The following is a 19956-nucleotide window of genomic DNA, read 5'->3' as shown; positions in this document are numbered from 1 at the left end:
TCCTGCTGCTCACAGGTGAGTTGGGGACAGGCTGGACTGTCTCGCACCGAATTGACAGTTCTCTGAACCACGCCATATACCTTAATACTCCTGATCATTGCGTTTGTTATTTTAATTTTACCAAGTATAGTTCTCCTAAATATTTACTGTCAACTCTAAATTCACAATAAACCAGAATGGCTCTCTCACTTATAAAATACAAACCTCATTACTTCAATCCTTCTTATTTTTTCTTCTCTTCCACTAATGGTACAGCTATTCTAGCTTCCGGTTCTTCTGTACTATACATCCACGGATATACAACGGCCGTATCCGATGTATACTTCTCATACCGATCAATACCCTGATTGTCTCCGTCACCCGCAAACTGGGTCTTGGTAGGCATACCATAGCTTCGTTCACCCTTTATGAGCATGAAGGTCTGATTCATTCCCCCAAAATGCGGATCATCACTATACCTCTCCACGTACAAATCCCCGTCCTTAAGGTAATATGTCCAATGAATTATAAAACCGTCCAGGTTTGAATCTACAATCTGTGGTTTCTCTCGAATTGCAGATAAAATAACCGGCTCGAACTCACCCTCAATATATTGGACTTGATGATGGGCATACAGAGTCATTGGGGTATCCGGATGGATCTCCAGACCCGGGTTTACTTCAAAACGCAGTTCCGTTTGATTTGAATTTTCTGCCGGCCATACGGCACCTTCCAACCGGGTACCATTCACATCCAGATTATATTTCAAATAGGGGAGTTGCAAGATAGCTCGATCCTGAGCAAGAATCACCCGGATTTGTGTCGGCGTAATGATGGCTTCCTTCACAAGCACCCCTTCCGATTGCTGGCCTAGAGGGAGATTCAGCACTCTTTTACTCGTACCGCTAAGCATCTCCGTTTTATCTAATCGTATACCGATATTCAGGGGCTGATCCATTCTACCTTCTTCTTTATGATACGCAAGTACATAAGATGAGGCTTGCTGCTTTAATGTGTCCAGGTTATAGAACTGTTCTGATATATATTCACCATGCGCTCCTGGCTTACCGCTTATACTTGGTGCAATCCACTCTAAAGTCTGTCCTTTTTGATCGTATACTTTTAGATAAGGAAAAGCATAATCACGAACCTCCGACTGATCAAAAGTTAAAGAGGTAGACAGCATCACTCGATTATCTTTCTCGTTGAATACACTCACTGCAAGTTTACCCAAGCCGTTTTTATGGATATCGAATCCTTGTGACATCCGCTGGGAAAGATCCAGGTTAATTGCCTGTTCCTCGGGAGCCAATACCTGGACTCCATTTACTGTGAAATCAACATTGGCCTTACTTCCTGAGGGTGTCCACTCCGTTTCAAAATATCCTTTATATTCTCCGTCCGCCTGATCAAAATCATGATAGTACCTGCCTTCAATAAGCTTTCCTGTCTCATCCCGCAGACCAATCGAAGGGAATCTTACGGTATCCCCTTTGTACTTCCCGGGTTTCAGGGTATATAAAATCACCGTTCGATTATCATCAGTAAAGGCTGTATCGAGTGTTAATGTTACACCGCCCACTGTCACCGATTGATCCAGTTTCTGCCCAAGTCCATTTTGCAACGCATTCTGAATCCCCCTCCGGTGATCCAACAGGTCAATCCAATTATAGTGAACTGCTGCATATACGGGTGTCGCCATAAGAATAACGGCTGCTGTTCCGATCAGTGCGCTCTTTTTCCATCTCAGGCTTCGCCGTACATTTTCGTTCCTCGCTGAAGCATGAAGTTCAGGGCAACGTTCTTGATCCTTTTGAATCTGATCCCACATGGCATTAAAATCGGGATAATGGATATCCGCATCATTTTTCAGATGATGAGACAATCTTTCTTCCGTATGTTTCACTGTACACTTCCCCTTTCTGATGTGGTTTGCTGGCTTTCTCCCATTTTTTCCTGAGCAGACGAATTCCCTTATATATTCTGGACTTCACCGTACCCAGCGGAACTTCCAGCGTCTCGGCCGTTTCCGATAAACTGAATTCGTTCATATAGCGTAGCAGAATCGCTGAACGTATTTTCTCAGGCAACTCCTGAACCCATTGTTCCCAGAGTTCCGATTCCTCCGCATGCTGAGCCACCTGGTCAACCGGATCAACCGTTCGTTGCGGTGTGAGCATAAAAAGCCTTTTTTCCCGTTGCTTGGATGCATGTTCTCTTTTCATAAAATTAAGACAATGATTCACTGTGATTTTCATCAGCCATGTTTTCATGTATTCTACCTTCCTCCAATCCTGACGGAAGACGGTAATAAAAACGTCGTGGCACACATCTTCTGCATTCTGCGCATGATGGAGCATGTAGTAACACGTCCGGTACACATCTTTGTTGTACATTTCGAACAGTTCTTTTTCAGTCAAACGACTCACCTCCTTTCTTTTGCATCAGCCTTTTCAAATCTATAGACAAAGCCGATCCTCCAAAGGTTCATTCTTCTTCTCTCAGCACAGCCAAAAAAGAACGTTCACTTCCACAGCAATGCAGAAATGAACGTTCTTCATGGATGAAGACAAGTATATTTGAACTCACGTACAGTGCAGTCCCTGAACGCAAGCCTGGGGCGTATCTTGAAACCTACTGAAGTGCATCTTTTAATGCCTTTTCGCCCCCTGCTGCGTCAATTTCCCTTGACGTGCCCCGGCACGCCTGCGGGAAACTTCCTGGCTTGGAGCGAAAATTCAGCAAAATTGGCTTTCTTCAGCGTTTTCAGACACACCCTAGATTTTTTTCACAAATTCGGACTTCAACTTCATCGCGCCAAGGCTATCGATCTTGCAATCAATATCGTGATCTCCATCGATCAGACGAATATTCTTCACCTTGGTTCCTTGTTTCACGACGAGTGAGCTGCCTTTCACCTTGAGGTCTTTAATGACCGTAACGGTATCCCCATCATTCAGTACATTTCCATTGGCATCACGCACAACTTTGGATTCCTCGGCGTCTCCTTGATCTGCTTCCAAAGACCATTCATGCGCACATTCCGGGCAAACGAGCAAATTTCCGTCCTCGTACGTATATTCCGAATTACATTTCGGACAATTAGGCAAAGTAGACATATGTATTAAACTCTCCATTCTAAAATTGGCTTACATGCAAGTATACGGGATTTGGGCCGTTTGTTCCATACGATGGATCACTGCAACAAATGTTTAACTTATAGGGAAGGTTCTACCTACACCGAATTTAAACCAAATTTAAACTTGGTTCTACCCTTGCTTTAAGGAAATTCGCTTAATATATAAGTATCCAAACAGTAACGAATATCATTCTATAAACCTTAAGGACATTGTCCTCTGTTTATATTCCCATGCCAAAGGAGCTTCTGCTTATGTCATCCTATGTTTTTCCCATTCAGACCGCGTTTATCATCTTTGTCATCGCATCCATGTTCCTGCTGGTGCCGTGGTTAATCTATGGTTATCGCAAAGACGGCTTCTTTAGCTGGTCCCGGTTTGCCGTTAGCTTTTCTTTTATTTTCTTCCTAATGGCTGCTTACTGCCTTGTGATCCTGCCGCTTCCCGCGACTCGAAATAACTGTGCTGGTCACACAGCGAATGCGGTCTATTACAACCTTCAACCCTTTATGTTTGTGAAAGACATTATGAAGGAAACACCCATCATATGGTCTCAACCCTCTACGTGGATCAACATGATTAAGGGCCGTGCTTTCTTGCAAGTGCTGTTTAATGTTCTGCTGCTCATGCCACTAGGAGTATATATACGGTATTTTTGGCAAAAAAGAGCATTCTGGAAACACGCCTTTGTCGCTGGTTTCGGGCTTTCCTTATTTTTCGAAGTCACCCAACTCACCGGGTTATACGGATATTTCAATTGTCCTTACCGATTGTTCGATGTGGATGATCTGATTCTGAACACCTCCGGTGCAGTGATTGGATTTTTCGCAGCCCCGCTGGTGTTGGCCTTGTTCCCGTCACGTGAGAGTATTCAGGCTAAGAGTGAGCAAATCGTGGAGCAAAACCGCGTCTATCCTGTGCCCCAGCTGCTTGCACTGCTGATCGACGGTATTGTTGTGGTGATTATCACCAATCTCATGTCGATCTTTACCTTATCTAACGATATCCAGGATGTAATAAATACGTCCACGGCGATGGTTATTGTTCTGTTCTTCATCCCATGGGTTCGCAACGGAGTTACACCGGGCTCTGCCGTTCTCCGGTTCCGATATGTTGATCGTCAAACGAGCGCCCCAACGCTCTCAGCGCTATTGAAACGATTTATTGCTATTTATGCTCCGTGGCTTCTGGTAACGATGATTCAGCTGGTAAGTAAATATGCATACCCTAACTATCAGGATGATATCACTCAGCCTTACCTCATCTGGATTTCTCTGGGTGTCGGCATTCTGTACTTCCTCGTGTATATTACACTGTTTATCCATGTCATCGTCGTATTGTTCTCGGGTGGAAAACGTTCCTTTTACTTCGACGAGGTCGCACGAACACGAGCCTCGCGCAAATAGAAAATGAAGTTTGCTCTCCCTAACAGAGACGATCACCTAGCCAAAAAAGGCGGCATCTCATGGTTAATCCATGAGGCCGCCTTTTGTATTTTAAAATACCGAAACTGCTACCGAAATTGTACATTGTTGAACTCACTGCATATCCTCAGACTTGCGATATGAAGGGATACCTTACTTAACACCCAGCAGTTCGCGTTTAGAAGCCTCTGGATCATGAACAACCTCAATCTCATGGTTGATGATCAGTGTCGCCCGATCCTGACGATATTCAGGCCATTCGATTCCTGCTGTCTCCGGCTTGCCGTTTCTCGCAAAGGAAATCCAGGCATCCTGCACCTTGAGAGCAAGCGCTTTAGCCGCTTCATCCGGCTCAGCTTTCATGAACTTTAGCGCATCCAGCGTGTTAAATACAAAGAACATCTCAATGCTGTGAATGGCTCTTTTCAAAAGCGGATGCTCCGGCATCACCCAGTCAAAACGGTACATCCACACCGGAGCATGCTTCTGCTGTGCAGATGCATACTGCAATGCTGACCGCCAGAAGAACAGATCGGTCATGACTTGAGCTTGTCCATCCGCTGTCTTCGGATAACTATCAACGATAGCGACGCGATTCTCCAGATCCGGCGTCATGAAATCGACACCCTGCACCATATCAATTTCATTTGAAAAAGGGACATCCGGCTGAATAAATAACGATCCTTCATGCAGCGTTGTTCCAATTAGCACTGGAATATCCTGCGCGAATCCCTCACTTACAGCCTGGAGTGGTATCTGAGGCAGTGTCTCACCATCGAGCACAGGTTGGAACAACAAGGCCATGCCTGCTCCGCTCTGCTGCTTCACCGTTTCTGCCGCCGCCATAATCTGTTCCACTGGAATGCTGTTCAGCTTGGTCAGGCTGTCCCGGTCTATACCAAGAACCTTCAACATGCCCTCACGCAAAGCCGAGGCTTGTTCTGCCGGCATGAACTGTGAAGCACCACTCTCCATGATGGCACGCTCGAACAGGCCTTTGGCTGCTGGCATCGCCATTAGTGCGGCAATACTCATACTACCTGCCGATTCACCAAATACCGTTACCTGACCGGGGTCGCCGCCGAAGGCAGTAATGTTATCTTTCACCCATTGTAACGCAGCTACCTGATCCAGCAGTCCTGCATTAGATACATAGGAATCACCCAGCGGAGCCATGTGCAGGAATCCTAGCGGCCCAAGACGATAGTTAATGGTGACCACGATGACGTCGCCACGAACAGCCAGCTGTGTGCCATCATAGACAGGCAGACTGCCTGATCCGGTTACAAATGATCCCCCATGAATCCAGACCATAACGGGAAGGGGGTGACTGCTTTCTTTTTCAGGTGCCCAGATGTTCAGATACAGACTGTCTTCCGACTCTGGCGGCTTTTGCCCGCCCATCCATTCTGAATCCCGACGCGGTTGTATATTCTCAGGCCCGAATTCGGTCGCCTGTCTGATTCCCTCCCATGAATCGGGCTGTACCGGAGCTCGGAAACGCAGCTCTCCCACTGGCGGCTTCGCATAAGGAATCCCCTTCCATACACTTGCACCCTGTAAAAGCTCGCCTTGAACCGTACCATATTTCGTTTGAACCTGAAGTTCTCGCATTCCGCTTCTACATCCTCTCCGTGAATTAAATATTTTCATGCATTGGTAACCATGATTAGAGCTTAATAAGGGCTAACCATGTGTATATATTTGAGTATAAATCGTTGGCATACCCATTTACAACTTTGCCCAGATTGACACATTGGGTCATGCTCTCTTTTGAGTTGGATTAAAAAATTCGATCTAGAAATTCGCCGAATGTATATCCTGTACTATAAAATTTTTCAGCAAGAGCAACTATGCTTTTGAGTAGAAAATTAAAAGTATTAAAAATAATGATACCTAACACAGATATAATCACAGGCAACATCCATTTTCCATACAAATTCCAGTTTATATCCCTCAAGAAAAGCCATCCCCTTACCAAAATATTAAATCCATTTACCAAAACAGTTATTTCATTCCCAAAAGGATACGTTAATAATACTTTGTATGTTCCAGAAAATACAATATTTAATAATGATTGGATTGCAGTAAGGATTGAAACAAAAACAGAGTCGTGCTTATACACGACTCTGCTTCAATTGCGATTATTTCAATCTTCCTCTTTTCACAAAAAAGATGATTACCGCTCCAATACTGAATATCGCACCGTATACTCAGCACCTTCAATCCACTTTCCGGCAGCGAAGTCCCGTCCCTTCACAACCACTCGATCCTTGTAAATCTCAACATGCAGCCCTTCGCTACCCTCCAAATGCTCATCCTCATCCGTCCATAGATAGGCAACAGAGGAGGCGTTGAACATGGTTGGCATTTGGCCTGTACCATCGTACATCGTATGCGGTGCTTGTAGCTGCCAATGCGTATGCCCGGAGAACAGAATCGCTTGTGGATACTTGGCCAGCACGGCCTTCAGTTCTGCATCCTGATTCACGCCATACCAGCCTTGATTTTGGAGTGATCCGGCAACGGTGTCCATCAGCGGCTGATGGATAAAGATAAAAATTGGATGATCCAGTACAGCCTGTTCAGCCAGCTTCGTATCCAGCCATTCCAGTTGTTCAGAAGACATCTCACAGTCCTTCGGATGCGGCTGCTCCGTACCAAGAAAGATGTAATGATATCCATTGATCCAGTGATCGTGATAACTTCCCTTCATGCCTGTCGCCGCTTCAAAATCTTTCAAACGCCTATGCCATAAGCCTGCTACAGTAATTGTTTCGGCGTTGGCTCCAGCAGGTATTTTCGTCTGAACTTCTCCTTGTGCACTTCCGTCTGTATTTCCATCCTCACTGTCATACCCATGGCCATCTACACCGTCATCTGGACTCCCCACTTCTCCTTCATGTCCGGCCTGTCCAGGTAGCACAAATTGGTTGCCAGCCAGCTTCTGAATCAGCGCCGCTGACTCCTCCGCTGTCTGCTTCACCGGATGCTCTAACTCCGCATCTTGCTCCAGCAGTTCAGCAACATGCCCTTCGGTCATCTCAAGTAATACCAATGGCGGCTTCTGCCAGATGACTGCACCGATATCATGATTACCCACCGTGAAACGTATCTCCGGCAACTTCTCCTTATATTGCTCCCAGATTCGCTGCCATTCCCGATACTCACTCGGTAGCCCGCGATCCGTCACATCACCTACATGCATAATGCCACAGCTTCCATCGCTAAACGAAGCTATATCCGCCAGCGCCTGCTCCAGATGTCGGTTATGCCTATGATCTGCCTCGTCCCGTATATGTGTGTCCGTGATCACCTGGAAGGTAGCCAGTGGCTGCTCAGTAATACTCATTACGAATCACTCCATTTCAGTCCAATAATGCCTATCAAAATAAAACCGATCCACACCATCGATGTCAGCCGAAGTCGTTCCCCAAAGAAATAATGCCCTACCACACCAATCATCGTGATCCCTACTCCTGACCAGATCGCATAGGCTACCGCCAGCGGCATATACTTGACGGCATAATTCAGAAAGGTGAAGCTCGCGGCATAACATATAAACATCATCACAGAAGGCCACAATCTGGAGAAACCATCCGACACTTTAAGCAAGATCGTGGCACTCAGCTCCAGACCAATGGCAAGTGCCAGCAACACCCAGCCCAGATAAGCCTGACTGTTTGTCATCGTCCTGACCCGCCGGAGAGCAATTCATGGAACGTCTGGATGGTTCGATCCGCCAGTTGTATCTTACCAGACTCACCAATCCCAATCTTGTAGCCTGCTCCGGCCGCTCTCGCCATCTCCATATCCCCGTCCGTGTCCCCAATCACCATGACCTGCTGCGCCTGTACACTGAGTCGCTCACAGGCAAGCAGCAACATATCGGGAAACGGTTTACCGCGATCGACCAGATCGGTTCCAATGACGATGTCAAAGTAAGCATCCAGCCCCATCCATTGCAAATGTTTGTTTGCGCTTGCCGTCTCGTCCGCTGTCACCACGCCCATTTTCAATCCCTGATCGCGAGACTGCTCCAGAAATTCCTGCACACCGGGCAGCGGATGCGCCGGACGATGTGCCTCCATCGCCTCCTCCGCCTGTGCGAGACATGCTCGAACGATCATTTTGGCCTCTGCCCAGCTGAGTCCTGCGCGATATCCATGCCACGTCAGCACGGCATATACTTCATCCATCGTACCCATGGCGAGCGGGCCCCGGACGTCATAACCGTTCATACGTCCCTGTTCATCGTGAAACGTGCCCCAAATCTGCGGAAGATCGGCTTCATCCATCTCTAGACCACGAATAACCAGTTGTTCTCTGAAATCATTCAACACACAATCCGTCCAGAACCCCCACATGCCTGTAAAATCAAGCAACGTCCCATCCTTATCAAACAGAATGGCTTGAACCTGCATCTGTGATCTATCGTCTACCTTATTCTCTTGCATGGACTAAACTCCTTGTCTGTGATCGTAATGAATGGAAAGGACGGTACGTGGTGTACCGCCCTTTTTGCTTAGGCACTAAAGCTTATACATGAGAGGGGATGCAAACTTCATGTAATACAATGAATTATTTTGCGATGCGGTCAAGTTCCTTCTGTGCTTTCTCTTTGGCTTCCTTCAATGCCTGCTCTGCAGGTACATTGTTGATCTGCACTTTATCAGCCGCTTCCTTCAAGGCATCGTTAATTTTGCCACCTGTCGGATCACGGAATGGAGCTGAAGCATGTGCTGCCTGTTGCAGTGGCACGGTAATCTGTGGGTGCTCTTCGCTAAACTTCTTGAATTCAGGATCTTGCTGTGCAGATTGACGCACCGCAATGTAACCCGTATTCATCGACCATGAAGCGGTGTTTTCGGTTTTGGAGAAATACGTCAGCCATTTGTATGCTGCTTTTTGCTGCTCTGGACTAGCCGCTGCCGGAATACCTGCAAGAATTGCACTCGCTACCGGTTTACCTTCGCCAATGCCTTCCCAGCCTGGCTGCTGCATGGCCGCTACGATTTTAAAGTCCAGATCGCCTTGGTCACCACTTGAACCGGTGTATCCAGCCGCTTTATTTTTCATCACATCGTCAATGGTCTTGTACCAATACTCCCAGCCTTGACCGCCATATTGAATGCCCATGATTTTGTCTTCGTTGATCCATTTGCGGAACAGTTCCCATGTCTCGATCCATTCAGGGGAGTCAATCATCACCGTTTTACCGTCATCACTGAGAATTTTGCCGCCTTTGCCCATAACCGCATCAATCATGTTGTCTCTGCCCCACATCGGCTCCCAGCCATAGAAGGTCGTTTTGCCATTTTCCTTCTTGGTCATCTTTGCGGCAGCCTCGGCAAACTTCTCCCATGTAGTCAGGCTTGCCGGGTCAATTCCGTTCTCTTTGAAGGTATCCATACGGTAGTACATAATTTGAGTCGTGCCATACATCGGCAAAAAGAATTGCTTGCCGTCCACATTTCCTTGTTCCAGGAACGTTTGAATGAAATCTTCTTTTTTGAATTCCGGATCAGCCGCGATCATCTCATCCATAGGTGCATAATAGCCTTTGCGCGCCCAGTCAATATTGGCACTCAGAACGGCAGCAGGTACTTTCTTTGACGCAATGGCCGCTTGAAGCTTCTGCTCAGTCTCCGTGTAATCCGCTTGTACGATGCCTTTCACAACCACTTCGTTCTGCGAAGCGTTGAAGGCATCAATTTTCTTTTTCATATTGTCGCCCAGGTTACCGCCCAGCCCATACCAGAACTCAATCTCCACCGGCGCTTTGGCCTGAGTGTCCGTGCCGCCGCTAGCGGCAGCCGTTGAATTCGATTCTGTCGGGGCTTGTGTCCCGCATGCGGTTATTAAAGCGATGCTTGCAGCGAGTACCAGCGACATGCCGCCTTTCCAGCTCAGCTTCAGTTTCTTTTTCAAAGTCATGTCTGACTTGCTCCAATTCATTGTTGTTCCTCCCGTTTTTAGGTGACTTTATTAGGCGAAAAGGTGAAGCATATCAATTCTTGTTTACGCCAGCCGTCATGTTCACGCTCTGCATGATCGTTTTCTGGGTGAACACGAAAAGAATGAGTAAAGGTGCGATAGTAAACGCACTTGCAGCCATAATCTGCGGCCAAGCCAGTCCATAGGCTCCGCCTTCCACGAAGAAACTTCGCAACCCGGCAGATACCAGTTGCAGGTCAGGATCTTTGGTGATGAGCATCGGCCAGAAATAGTTGTTGTACTGTTCGATGAATGTAATCAGCACCATCACGGCGAAGCTGGAGCGAACGAGCGGTGCAATAATCGTCCAGAGAATGCGGAAGTGTGATGCTCCATCCAGCTGTCCGGCTTCCACCAGTTCATGAGACACCTGCATAAAGGCCTGACGAATCAGAAAAATGGAGAACACGCTGACACAGTTGGATACGATCAGGCCCGTGTAAGAATCCAGCAGGTTCAGCTCACTTAACACCAAATAACCGGGCAAATATACGGCTGTGCTCGGGATCATGTAACCTACCAAAATGATTGCGGTCAGCGTGCCCTTGAGGCGAAATTTCATATGCGTCAGGGCATATGCCATCATACTGGAGTTCACAATCTGGAGCAGACAGATCGCTATGGCGACTCCGGTGCTGTTCAGCATGTACCGTGCAAACGGTGCGGCGTTCCAGGCATCCACGTAGTTCTGCCACAGTAATGTCTCTGGCCAGAAGGTCGGCGGGAACTGCCAGATTTCATCATTCGTTTTGAATCCGCTGATCACCATCCAATAGAACGGAAAGGCAGTGGCAAGGGCAATCATTGCAAGCACCAGATAGCGAAGGATGGCACTGATTTTTACTTTTTTACGGGACAACTTCTGCATCTCCCTGGGCTTCATTTGGCTGGTTTTGCTTGTTGGCATTGTCATTGTCATTAGTAGTGCACCAGGCGTCTGCCAAGCAGGAAGGAAACTCCCGATAACAGCACGCAAATCAGAATAATGACTACAGCGATCGATGAAGCTTCCCCGACATTAAACGATTCAAAGGCAGACTGATAGTACATATACAACAGTGTTCTGGTTGAGCCCGCTGGGCCACCCTGGGTCATAACGTTAATCTGGTCATAAGCCTGTAAGGATTGAATTGTCAGTATGATGGAGAGGAAAAAGGTCGTTGGTGAGATCAGCGGCAACGTAATGCTCCTGAACTTGTCCCAAGCTGCTGCGCCATCAATGGAAGCTGCTTCAAGCAGATCCGATGGCAGATTCCTTAGAGCTACCAGATAGAACACCATCGCCCAACCAATCGACTTCCACAGGGTTACAATCAATACGGCAACCAGTGCCCAATCCATGTCACGCAACCATCCAATCGGCGATATCCCCGCCCAACCCAGCATCAGATTGGCTAATCCCACTTGCGGTTCAAAAATCCATGACCACGCGATGGATACGGCAACCGTCGGTGTTACCCATGGTGAGAAGAGTAATGTGCGAAAAATACCGGATGATTTCATTTTGCTATTCATCAGCATCGCTAGTGCAAGTCCTCCCACAATCGTAGGGATCACACTCCCGAGTCCGAACAACAGCGTGACTTTCAGGGATCGATAAAATTCAGAGTTGGTTAGCAGGTACGTGTAATTGTCCAACCCGACGAACAGCTTGTCCGGGCTCATGAAGTCCCAGTCGGTAAAACTGAGATATACGATGTATCCCAGAGGCCCCAGCCAGAAAATCAGCAACGGGATTAGAGCAGGCAACGTAAATAGGACCGCCTCCGACTCCCTCCAACATTTCAAGCGCAATTCTCCCACTCCTTATTGTCCAAGTTTTCTTTAACATTTGGCAATTTGTAGATATATATTGACTCATTTGATCTTCCGTACAAAAATGATTGTACATTCAATTTGAAAAATCTATTTCCGGGTTGTGTTAAAATTCGAAGAGTCATGTAAAATATGAATATGTTCATGGATACGTTATCCTATTGCCGAGGTGACATTGTGGGAAAAGAAATTGCCGGGAAGCCGAATCATTTGTCGTTACCCGATCGATCTGCGCTGAGGGAGAGAGTCATCGATGCAATTGCCAATACGATGGATCTGTATGGAGTTAATCATACGTTTGGTAAATTGTATGGCGTGATGTATTTCGAAGACCGTCCGATGACGCTGGAAGAGATGAAGACCTCTATGAATATGAGCAAAAGCAACATGAGCTATGCGGTTCGTTCGTTAACCGAATCCCAAATGATCTATAAGCTGGATGAGAAGAAGGAGCGGCAGGACCAATATGTAGCGGAGACTGACTTCTTTCGCACGTTTCAAAACTTCTTCGGATTAAAACTGCAACGGGAAGTGGATGTGATGCTGGAAGGCATCCGCGAGGTCATCCCTGACCTGACAACCATGATTCTATCGGAACATACAGCTGCACAAGAACGGGAAGAGGCATTGCGAGATTTACACAAGCTCCAGCATGCAGAGCAATACTATGTCTGGCTTCAAGGATTCGTGGATCGATTGCGAGAGGGTAAGCTGTATGAAAATGACCCACAATCACCAGAAGATTAAGATTACTCCAGCGAAGGTTGAACGTAAGCTTTGAGACTTTGGCTTAGCAAAGTTAACTGTAGATATACGAAGCGTACTTTATTTTAAAATAAAAATATAAGCAAAAGAGCTGTCCAAGCCACTGAATGACTTGGGACAGCTCTTTTATCGTTTACAATTTCCATTCTATTTACTTTCGAGTACTTTCTAACTTAATTGTCTTGAAAAAATCACTTCTGTGCCGCAACTTCAATATCTGCATATGCCCAGTGGGTTGCAGGCACGTCGCTAAAGGATGGCGTGGCCACTCCCGTCAGCGGTGTACGCTTGAACAGGACGTTTAGCACTTTTACCGCTTCGGCACGAGTCAACTTGCTATCCGGTTTGAATGTACCATCATTGTAACCCGTCATCAGGCCTGTGGATTGCACATAGGCAATTGCATCGGCTGCCCACAGATCAGCGGCTACATCTGTAAAGGACGCTGCTTCTGGTGCTGTTCCTGTGGTATCAGCTGTTGCTACAGCGTTTGTTTGTTGCTTCTGCAACCAGCGGTAAGCAATGGTTGCCATCTGTGCACGCGTGATTGAACCTTCCGGTGCAAACGCTGTGCCGCTCAGGCCGTTCATGATACCTGCGGCTTGTGCTTTTTGAATCTCACTTGTTGCCCAATGTGTTGCGGCTACATCGGCAAAGATTGTACCTGCCACCGCAGCTGTCGCTGTTTCACCAGGCAGGTTACGAGCCAGCATCGCGGCCATCTGTGCACGTGTAACGAACGCATCTGGACGGAAATCGGTACCGAAACCTTGGATGTACGGATGATTTGTCTTTTGAGAAGCTTTCAGCCCATCGACGACAACCAGTGTAAACGTACTGAATTTGGTTACCGTAAACTCAATACCTTCGCTGTTATTAGCCAGTTTCACGAGTTTGCCTTGCACCAGTTCTTTGGTACCGTCACTGTGTTCAATGTACACAGCCAGGTTATCCAGAATCTGCTGACGAGTTGCCACATCGGTTGGCAGGCTGTTGCCTAGTGGCAATGTCAGCGTCACTTCACGGCTCTGCATGTTCGTTTCGATCTCAACCGGACGAGCCAGTACACGAACATTCGTATTCGGTGCAACTTGCTGAATCACTTGCTCTTTCCTCGCACGCTCTTCCAAGTCTTTGCGCTCGGATTCCTTTTTGAGCGGAACAATACGGAAGTACAAGTCTTGATCGAATCCAGCAATGGACTTCGTTGGAATGGAGATTACAGCATTTTCCGTCGAGATTTCCAGTTTCATCGAACCGTCACTTAGATCTTTGACAGCAGTTTTTGGGACTTCCACACGTGTCTCGGACACAGCGTCTTTGGTATCTGGAATGACGATGCGTGCTGTATCGGTGCCCAGCTGTTTTGCTTTTACAACCGATTCCTTGGCAATCGCATCTGTCATTTTCACCAAATCTTTAACCGCGCCGTTAGTTTCGGTTGTACGTGTGATTGGTGTTTTGGTTAGGTTTGTACCGTTAACGCCATTCACATCCACCACGATCTGTTCTTGCTTGGTCGTTGGTGCAGGTGTAGACGTTACCGGCGCAGATGATCCACCGCCACCGTTACCACCTGTGTTGTTACCCGGGTTAGGTGTCGACCCAGTACCATTACCACTGTCACCATTGGCTGTAAAGACAATTTTCACAGCACGTCCCGGCAACTCATCACTAAACGCTTTATAACGAACCCATACTGTTTTGTTACCGCTAAAATCCAACTTCTGAATGGAAGACAGATCGATCCAGTTCAGTTTGCCATCGAAGGAAACTTCCATCGTATCATTTAGACCCGTTATTTCGTTTTTAACATCGTCCCCTTTTATATTAGGAGCCGTGAAGAAACGATTAATAACGTATTGTAAGTTCCCAATATCCTCATAGCTGTCTTGTTCATCAAGTACCCATTGTGCCAATTCCTTTTGATCTTCTGCGCTAAGCTCTGCTCTTTTGGAAAGGTCAAGGGCACCTGAACGATTAAATTCATAATTGTCGAAGAAAGCCTCTCCCTCAATTCGATCTTTCATAGCATTCTCGAGCCACTGATTCATTGGGTCAATTTTGGTGGCCTTTTCAATAGATTGATATGGGGCCGTCAAAAGCCCTAACACTACCATTGGTTCCACGATATCTCCTTGGTAGAGTCCTTTCAACTTTTCATAAGCCATTGAATACATGTATTTATAAGCAAAAACATTTTTGTCTACTTTATTGGTGAGTTTTAAATATTTTTGACCAATGCTTCCATACTCTTCTGCTTCTTGGTCGTTAAAGTACTCTGATATATCTACCAACTTTTGTGCAAGTAAATCCAGTTTATTGCTCAAAGCAGCAAGCTCAGTTTGTTCCCAAACAGATTGTGCCAGAACACCAAGTTCAATCATGAGTTGAACCTGATTTTTATTCTCGTAATCTTCACTGACGTATTGGATCAAGAATCCTGCAATGAAATCTCTAACCTTTGGGTTTAAATTTTCGTAGCCGTCAGGAAATTTAATTCCTAACGCCGGATCTTCCATAGCATCACGCATGGCTGTTTTATTTCCACTTTTCCTCGCAGCGTTCAAGACAGACAATGCATCCGTGTTGTTATCACTGGAGAAAAATTTGTCAAAAGCGTTCTGGATTTGAACAAAGGATTCGTACCCGCCAGCTGGACGCTCCGCAATCATATGATCTGCCAGTACATTTAACTTTTGTGCATCTGTCTTTATACCATCCATCTTACTCACATCTATAGGAAAGCTATTTATAGGATTTCCCAGGTTATTATTATTGTATTTGTTAATGTCAGACTGTATTTGTTGCAATCCGAACAGAGAAGCCAGCATTTCATTAGTGGTCAGCGCCTTGTTAATTAAAGGGGTGAACCTTGCTGCATCATCAAGATAATTTAATAATCTGAACACAGACGACGGACCTTTTTTAAGTTGTAGCTCAATCATAGACGCCGTGATACGTTTTTCAATGTCTGAGGATTGAGGATATTTACCTACAAACTGATAAAACATACTGTCAGGGGCAGGGTAATCCAAATAGTTAACTTGTTGCATCTGCTTCGTATATAGTTCATTAAGTGAATTCATTTCAGCCGGTCCACCAATGTCATGAATGAATTCAACCGCCTTCAAAGCTAACTGCACGAGGTATTCAACTTGCTCTTTATTGGCGTACCCTTCACTGGTTGGTGGATCTAAATTAAGCATATAAACTGCGATATCCTTCTGATCATCTGAAGATAGTTGTTTGAAACCAGGTACATCTATGAAATTTTCATCACTTAATAGTTCGATAACTTCCTCAATATAGTCACTGGCATTCCCTGTATCCGCCGCCTTCTTCAATTGGTTATACTTGGTCAGCCCTGGTTTAAAAAAGGCATCAAATGCCTTTTGAACGTCAGATACTGTTTCATAACCTGTACCTTTGTGATCAAGCATCCATTGAGCCAGTTCATTTTTTTCGTCGTCATTCTTAAGCGTGAACATCTTGTCCATATTAAACACATATGGCCGGACACCTTCGGTCTGCCCTACTTGTGGCAGAAACATTAAATATATTCCAAAAAGCGAATCAATCGCCCCATTCATGCTATTGATGTCAGTTGCTGTATTTATCTCCATATACTCATTAAGTTTGTCATACAAGAGTTTGAGCTGACTATTATGATAGATCGTAGCAGAACTATTTTTGAAAACAATATTGTATAGCAATATATTATCAAGAAACATGGTCCGATCCGCACCGATCAGCTGCATATAACGAGATGCAGATTGTATCCACTCCGTTTTTTGGACACCCGGGAAATAAGAGTCCCACTTCCTCAGCGAACTGTATACCTGATCCATTTTTTCGCCTAAGGCATCCATCTCGAACTGTCCGGGGATTACACTGACGTTATAAATCAGTGTAAATGCGTATACAGCCTGATTGTCACTATTATATTGCACATCTAGTGGAATCAGCATAATCATACCTCTGGCAATCTCATTCTTTTGGTCCTCGCTTAAAGCTGCGTAACCTTCAGGCAGCTGTAGCAATTCTCCTTCTTCAAGCAAATTACGAACATAAGCTATTTTTTCGCCAGAGTTGGAATCGTCATACCCTTGTCTCTCCATGTTTATACGTTCGAATGGGTAAGATCGAGCACTCACCACACCTCCAGGACTTACAATCTGAAGCAACATCATTGCCACCAACAAAAAACTTACTATCTTTCTGAACAAGGCTTCGCTCTCCTCTCATTTCGTGTTTGATCCTTATGCCTGTATCTTTGGACCTAGTTTAGAACACAACAATAAACAGATTCTAAACAAGAAATGATAATAAAAGGAAAAAAATCCACTCCATAGTTGAAAACAGAGTGGATTCCTTCATATTTTTCGTCAAAATTCATCATTTTCAAAAAAAAATTTGGTGAAATTCCTGCTTAACGGTCCGGCTTCACCTGATATTCCATTAGTCTCCCCTCATACACCAGCCTCAGTTGCTCGCTTTGGCGAAAATCATCCGGGGTTACAAGCGCAGGTAGTTTGTTCCATAGCTTGATCCCTGAGCGTTGCAGAATCTCCGCTACGAACTGGGAGCAAAAATAGGAGTTGCTGAACTCTACTGGTTCCTTGAGTGTAATGCCGAGAACGCCCAGTAGGTTGTACATATATTTCTGGCGGCTGCGAATGAAAATGTGCAGCACTCGTTTCATTTTTTCCACTTCACGCTCCGTGACCTGAAGCTCATAGATGACACATGTCGTATTCGGATATTTACTATACGTCCCTGTCTGGATATCTTCCTTCACAAACCCACCGTTCAGCGGATTGCTCGGATGTTTGCGACCGAAGCTGTACAACTCCGTTAATTCCCGGTCGAACGAGATGGAAGCGTGATTATACGGCGCTTTGGTGTAAGTCTGAATGACTCTTGTAAACAACGTACCTGTATTCGTCAGCAAAATATAAATCGAACGTTCGTCGGTCATCCTCATATTTCCCCTTATCAAGTTGGCACTATTCCTTCATAATAACATAGGTACCCTATAATGGAATCTCATATTGAATAAGCAGGTGATCTTCGTACATGAACAGCTCTCTACTTACATTAACCCTGATTTTCGCAGCTCTACTCGTTATACATATTGTGTACAAAGTGATTGCCAAACTGCAGCCAGACAAGGATTATTCGGGTATTGGGACGAAAATCAAAACCTGGTGGGGCATGCTGGCCATCTTTTGCCTCGCTACCCTATTTAATCCCATCGTCTCGTTGATCTCGCTGATGGTGCTGGCATTTTTCTCCCTCAAAGAGTACTTTTCCATGATCCGCAACACCCGCAAAGCTGACCGCCGTCTATTTCTATGGGCATATCTCGCGATCCCGGTGCAATTTTACTGGATATACATTGGGTGGTATGGCATGTTCATCATCTTTATTCCGCTCTATGTATTTCTCGTCCTGCCCATGCCACGTCTGATCAACAAGGGAACGATCGGGTTCCTGCGCAGTGTCAGTTCCACCCAATGGGGACTCATGCTGATGGTGTTTGGGCTCAGCCATCTGGCTTATTTCCCTTTTGCCTCACCCGAGTACGGATCAAAGCTGGTCCTCTTCCTTGTGGTGTTGACTCAGCTTAATGATGTGGTGCACTATCTCGTATCTCTGTATTTGGGCAAACGAAAAGTGGTGCCTACAGCGAATCCTTTTATCACCTGGGAAGGGTTTGTATGTGCATTCCTGGTCACGACGGCCACCTCCTATTTCATCCATCCCTACCTGACACCATTTGATTGGCAGTTTTCCCTGTTCATCGGGGCACTGATTGGCCTCGCCGGATTCTTCGGCAGCCTCACCGTATCTGTGCTGAAACGAGATCTGCTCATCGGGGATGACAACAAATCGGATGCACTCAAAAAGAGCTATCTCAGCAGGGTCGACAGCCTCACCTATACTTCGCCGGTCATGTTCCACGTCGTTCGGTATTTCTTTGAATTCATGTAGAAACGGTCTATTACTAATAGTAAAAATACAACTTCTAAGCAAACGATGATGAACATCAAAAAAAGCAGCCCTAGGGCTGCTTTTCCTGTTTTATTTTTAATTTTATCCGTACAATGATTTATGTTTCTCCGTCTCCTGGGCTTTCTATGCTTACTTCAACTGAATCTCCTTCTCGGACATCAGCATGTTACCCTCATCATTGGTAAAAACAAATGTGGCTTTTCCGCGTTCGCCCTTCATCTCGTCCGAATAGATAAAACCTGAGAACTGTCCATTACCGCTAAAATAAAAGCCGTCCTCTCCGTTCCCGCCATGCTCGATCGCTTCCTGCATCGTATTCACAATCGTTACCGTGTTGGATGTCCAGCGCATTTCCGTTAGGCTATACCCCTTAGGAACCTTTTTGATCGCAAAATCAAAGCTGTTGCCCTCCATCGGTTTATCCGATTGATCAATAACAATGTCAATATCCTTTGACGTTGCCGCAGCGTTAGACTGCGTCTGCATCTTGCCCTCTTCACCTGCTGTGCTATTCTGATCGTTCTTGTTTTTGGCCTCCGCATTAGGTATCGATCCCTGTCCAGCTTCCTCGATCGGTTGCTTGGACTGCGGGTAAGCGTGCTCCTGTACAGACTCTTTATTATTTTTAGCACCACAGGCGCTAACAACAATCACCATACATAACAAAGCAGTATACAGTGCAGATCTTTGGATCACCTGTTTCATACTCCATCTTCTCCCTTCGTTCTTATTGCATCCTTCTCACACACAGATTAGAACATGAACCTTATTCATCACTACACCATATCGTCCCTCATGAAGCTCCATAATATGTAAATGAA

The 19956-nt window shown here is 45.9% G+C and carries 16 protein-coding genes; 3 read left to right on the top strand and 13 right to left on the bottom strand.

Going from position 1 to position 19956, the window contains the following annotated elements; translation table 11 throughout:
- Nucleotides 1-223: 223 nt before the first annotated feature.
- The 3 genes from ABIE27_RS05100 to ABIE27_RS05090 all read right to left on the bottom strand — a co-directional run bounded on the left by ABIE27_RS05100 (nt 224) and on the right by ABIE27_RS05090 (nt 3098).
- Nucleotides 224-1885, bottom strand: coding sequence for a DUF4179 domain-containing protein (locus ABIE27_RS05100; protein WP_429350035.1), 1662 nt, complete (start codon nt 1883-1885; stop codon nt 224-226).
- Nucleotides 1842-2399 (bottom strand): RNA polymerase sigma factor, encoded by a 558-nt coding sequence (locus ABIE27_RS05095; RefSeq protein ID WP_123063926.1) that lies wholly within the window; start codon nt 2397-2399, stop codon nt 1842-1844. The genes ABIE27_RS05100 and ABIE27_RS05095 overlap by 44 nt, the downstream gene beginning before the upstream one ends.
- A 357-nt stretch (nt 2400-2756) precedes the next feature.
- A complete protein-coding gene (locus tag ABIE27_RS05090) occupies nt 2757-3098 on the bottom strand; it encodes a zinc ribbon domain-containing protein YjdM (protein WP_090921192.1) in 342 nt (113 codons plus the stop codon).
- 272 nt (nt 3099-3370) lie between these two features.
- Between ABIE27_RS05090 and ABIE27_RS05085 the strand changes: the two genes are divergently transcribed.
- Nucleotides 3371-4522 (top strand): VanZ family protein, encoded by a 1152-nt coding sequence (locus ABIE27_RS05085; RefSeq protein WP_123063925.1) that lies wholly within the window; start codon nt 3371-3373, stop codon nt 4520-4522.
- Between the two features lie 171 nt (nt 4523-4693).
- Here ABIE27_RS05085 and ABIE27_RS05080 read toward each other — a convergent pair whose 3' ends face one another.
- The 7 genes from ABIE27_RS05080 to ABIE27_RS05050 all read right to left on the bottom strand — a co-directional run bounded on the left by ABIE27_RS05080 (nt 4694) and on the right by ABIE27_RS05050 (nt 12331).
- Nucleotides 4694-6154 carry a carboxylesterase/lipase family protein gene (locus tag ABIE27_RS05080; RefSeq protein WP_123063924.1) on the bottom strand — a complete coding sequence of 487 codons (1461 nt, stop codon included), beginning with the start codon at nt 6152-6154 and terminating at the stop codon, nt 4694-4696.
- A 565-nt stretch (nt 6155-6719) separates the two neighbouring features.
- Nucleotides 6720-7892, bottom strand: a complete 1173-nt coding sequence (locus ABIE27_RS05075; protein WP_123063922.1) for a metallophosphoesterase family protein — start codon at nt 7890-7892, stop codon at nt 6720-6722.
- Nucleotides 7892-8230, bottom strand: coding sequence for a DMT family transporter (locus tag ABIE27_RS05070; protein WP_123063921.1), 339 nt, complete (start codon nt 8228-8230; stop codon nt 7892-7894). Before ABIE27_RS05070 ends, ABIE27_RS05075 begins: the two co-directional genes overlap by 1 nt.
- On the bottom strand, nt 8227-8997 hold the full coding sequence (locus ABIE27_RS05065; RefSeq protein WP_429350034.1) for an HAD family hydrolase: 771 nt from the start codon (nt 8995-8997) through the stop codon (nt 8227-8229). Before ABIE27_RS05065 ends, ABIE27_RS05070 begins: the two co-directional genes overlap by 4 nt.
- Nucleotides 8998-9121: 124 nt before the next feature.
- Complete coding sequence (locus ABIE27_RS05060; protein WP_123063920.1) at nt 9122-10498, bottom strand: ABC transporter substrate-binding protein; 1377 nt, start codon at nt 10496-10498, stop codon at nt 9122-9124.
- A gap of 52 nt (nt 10499-10550) precedes the next feature.
- Nucleotides 10551-11405: a carbohydrate ABC transporter permease gene (locus ABIE27_RS05055; protein WP_123064167.1), complete on the bottom strand. Its 855-nt coding sequence runs from the start codon at nt 11403-11405 to the stop codon at nt 10551-10553.
- A gap of 50 nt (nt 11406-11455) precedes the next feature.
- Complete coding sequence (locus ABIE27_RS05050) at nt 11456-12331, bottom strand: carbohydrate ABC transporter permease (protein ID WP_123063919.1); 876 nt, start codon at nt 12329-12331, stop codon at nt 11456-11458.
- A gap of 165 nt (nt 12332-12496) precedes the next feature.
- On the opposite strand from ABIE27_RS05050, the gene ABIE27_RS05045 reads away from it, so the two are divergent.
- The gene (locus ABIE27_RS05045) at nt 12497-13099 is read left to right on the top strand and encodes a GbsR/MarR family transcriptional regulator (protein WP_429350250.1); all 603 of its coding nucleotides are present in this window, start codon (nt 12497-12499) and stop codon (nt 13097-13099) included.
- A 209-nt stretch (nt 13100-13308) separates the two neighbouring features.
- On the opposite strand, the gene ABIE27_RS05040 is transcribed toward ABIE27_RS05045, so the two are convergent.
- Together ABIE27_RS05040 and ABIE27_RS05035 are read right to left on the bottom strand one after the other, a co-directional pair.
- Complete coding sequence (locus ABIE27_RS05040) at nt 13309-17346, bottom strand: S-layer homology domain-containing protein (protein WP_429350033.1); 4038 nt, start codon at nt 17344-17346, stop codon at nt 13309-13311.
- Between the two features lie 203 nt (nt 17347-17549).
- Nucleotides 17550-18098 (bottom strand): hypothetical protein, encoded by a 549-nt coding sequence (locus ABIE27_RS05035; protein WP_123063917.1) that lies wholly within the window; start codon nt 18096-18098, stop codon nt 17550-17552.
- 98 nt (nt 18099-18196) lie between these two features.
- Here ABIE27_RS05035 and ABIE27_RS05030 point away from each other — a divergent pair, with 98 nt between their 5' ends.
- Nucleotides 18197-19114: a phosphatidate cytidylyltransferase gene (locus ABIE27_RS05030; protein ID WP_123063916.1), complete on the top strand. Its 918-nt coding sequence runs from the start codon at nt 18197-18199 to the stop codon at nt 19112-19114.
- 150 nt (nt 19115-19264) lie between these two features.
- Here the strand turns inward: ABIE27_RS05030 and ABIE27_RS05025 are convergent, their stop codons facing one another.
- Nucleotides 19265-19840: a hypothetical protein gene (locus ABIE27_RS05025; protein ID WP_123063915.1), complete on the bottom strand. Its 576-nt coding sequence runs from the start codon at nt 19838-19840 to the stop codon at nt 19265-19267.
- Nucleotides 19841-19956: the final 116 nt, after the last annotated feature.

Origin of the sequence: Paenibacillus sp. 4624, from assembly GCF_050435065.1 — a bacterium.
GTDB lineage: Bacteria > Bacillota > Bacilli > Paenibacillales > Paenibacillaceae > Paenibacillus > Paenibacillus amylolyticus_D.
This window is presented reverse-complemented; position numbering and strand designations above follow the sequence as displayed.

What these genes read in the sequence shown, in the direction of transcription:
- ABIE27_RS05090 (WP_090921192.1), bottom strand. Translation starts at nt 3,098, where the DNA reads ATGTCTACTTTGCCTAATTGTCCGAAATGTAATTCGGAATATACGTAC.
- ABIE27_RS05085 (WP_123063925.1), top strand. Translation starts at nt 3,371, where the DNA reads ATGTCATCCTATGTTTTTCCCATTCAGACCGCGTTTATCATCTTTGTC.
- ABIE27_RS05080 (WP_123063924.1), bottom strand. Translation starts at nt 6,154, where the DNA reads ATGCGAGAACTTCAGGTTCAAACGAAATATGGTACGGTTCAAGGCGAG.
- ABIE27_RS05075 (WP_123063922.1), bottom strand. Translation starts at nt 7,892, where the DNA reads ATGAGTATTACTGAGCAGCCACTGGCTACCTTCCAGGTGATCACGGAC.
- ABIE27_RS05070 (WP_123063921.1), bottom strand. Translation starts at nt 8,230, where the DNA reads ATGACAAACAGTCAGGCTTATCTGGGCTGGGTGTTGCTGGCACTTGCC.
- ABIE27_RS05065 (WP_429350034.1), bottom strand. Translation starts at nt 8,997, where the DNA reads ATGCAAGAGAATAAGGTAGACGATAGATCACAGATGCAGGTTCAAGCC.
- ABIE27_RS05060 (WP_123063920.1), bottom strand. Translation starts at nt 10,498, where the DNA reads ATGAATTGGAGCAAGTCAGACATGACTTTGAAAAAGAAACTGAAGCTG.
- ABIE27_RS05055 (WP_123064167.1), bottom strand. Translation starts at nt 11,405, where the DNA reads ATGCAGAAGTTGTCCCGTAAAAAAGTAAAAATCAGTGCCATCCTTCGC.
- ABIE27_RS05045 (WP_429350250.1), top strand. Translation starts at nt 12,497, where the DNA reads ATGGATACGTTATCCTATTGCCGAGGTGACATTGTGGGAAAAGAAATT.
- ABIE27_RS05035 (WP_123063917.1), bottom strand. Translation starts at nt 18,098, where the DNA reads ATGACCGACGAACGTTCGATTTATATTTTGCTGACGAATACAGGTACG.
- ABIE27_RS05030 (WP_123063916.1), top strand. Translation starts at nt 18,197, where the DNA reads ATGAACAGCTCTCTACTTACATTAACCCTGATTTTCGCAGCTCTACTC.
- ABIE27_RS05025 (WP_123063915.1), bottom strand. Translation starts at nt 19,840, where the DNA reads ATGAAACAGGTGATCCAAAGATCTGCACTGTATACTGCTTTGTTATGT.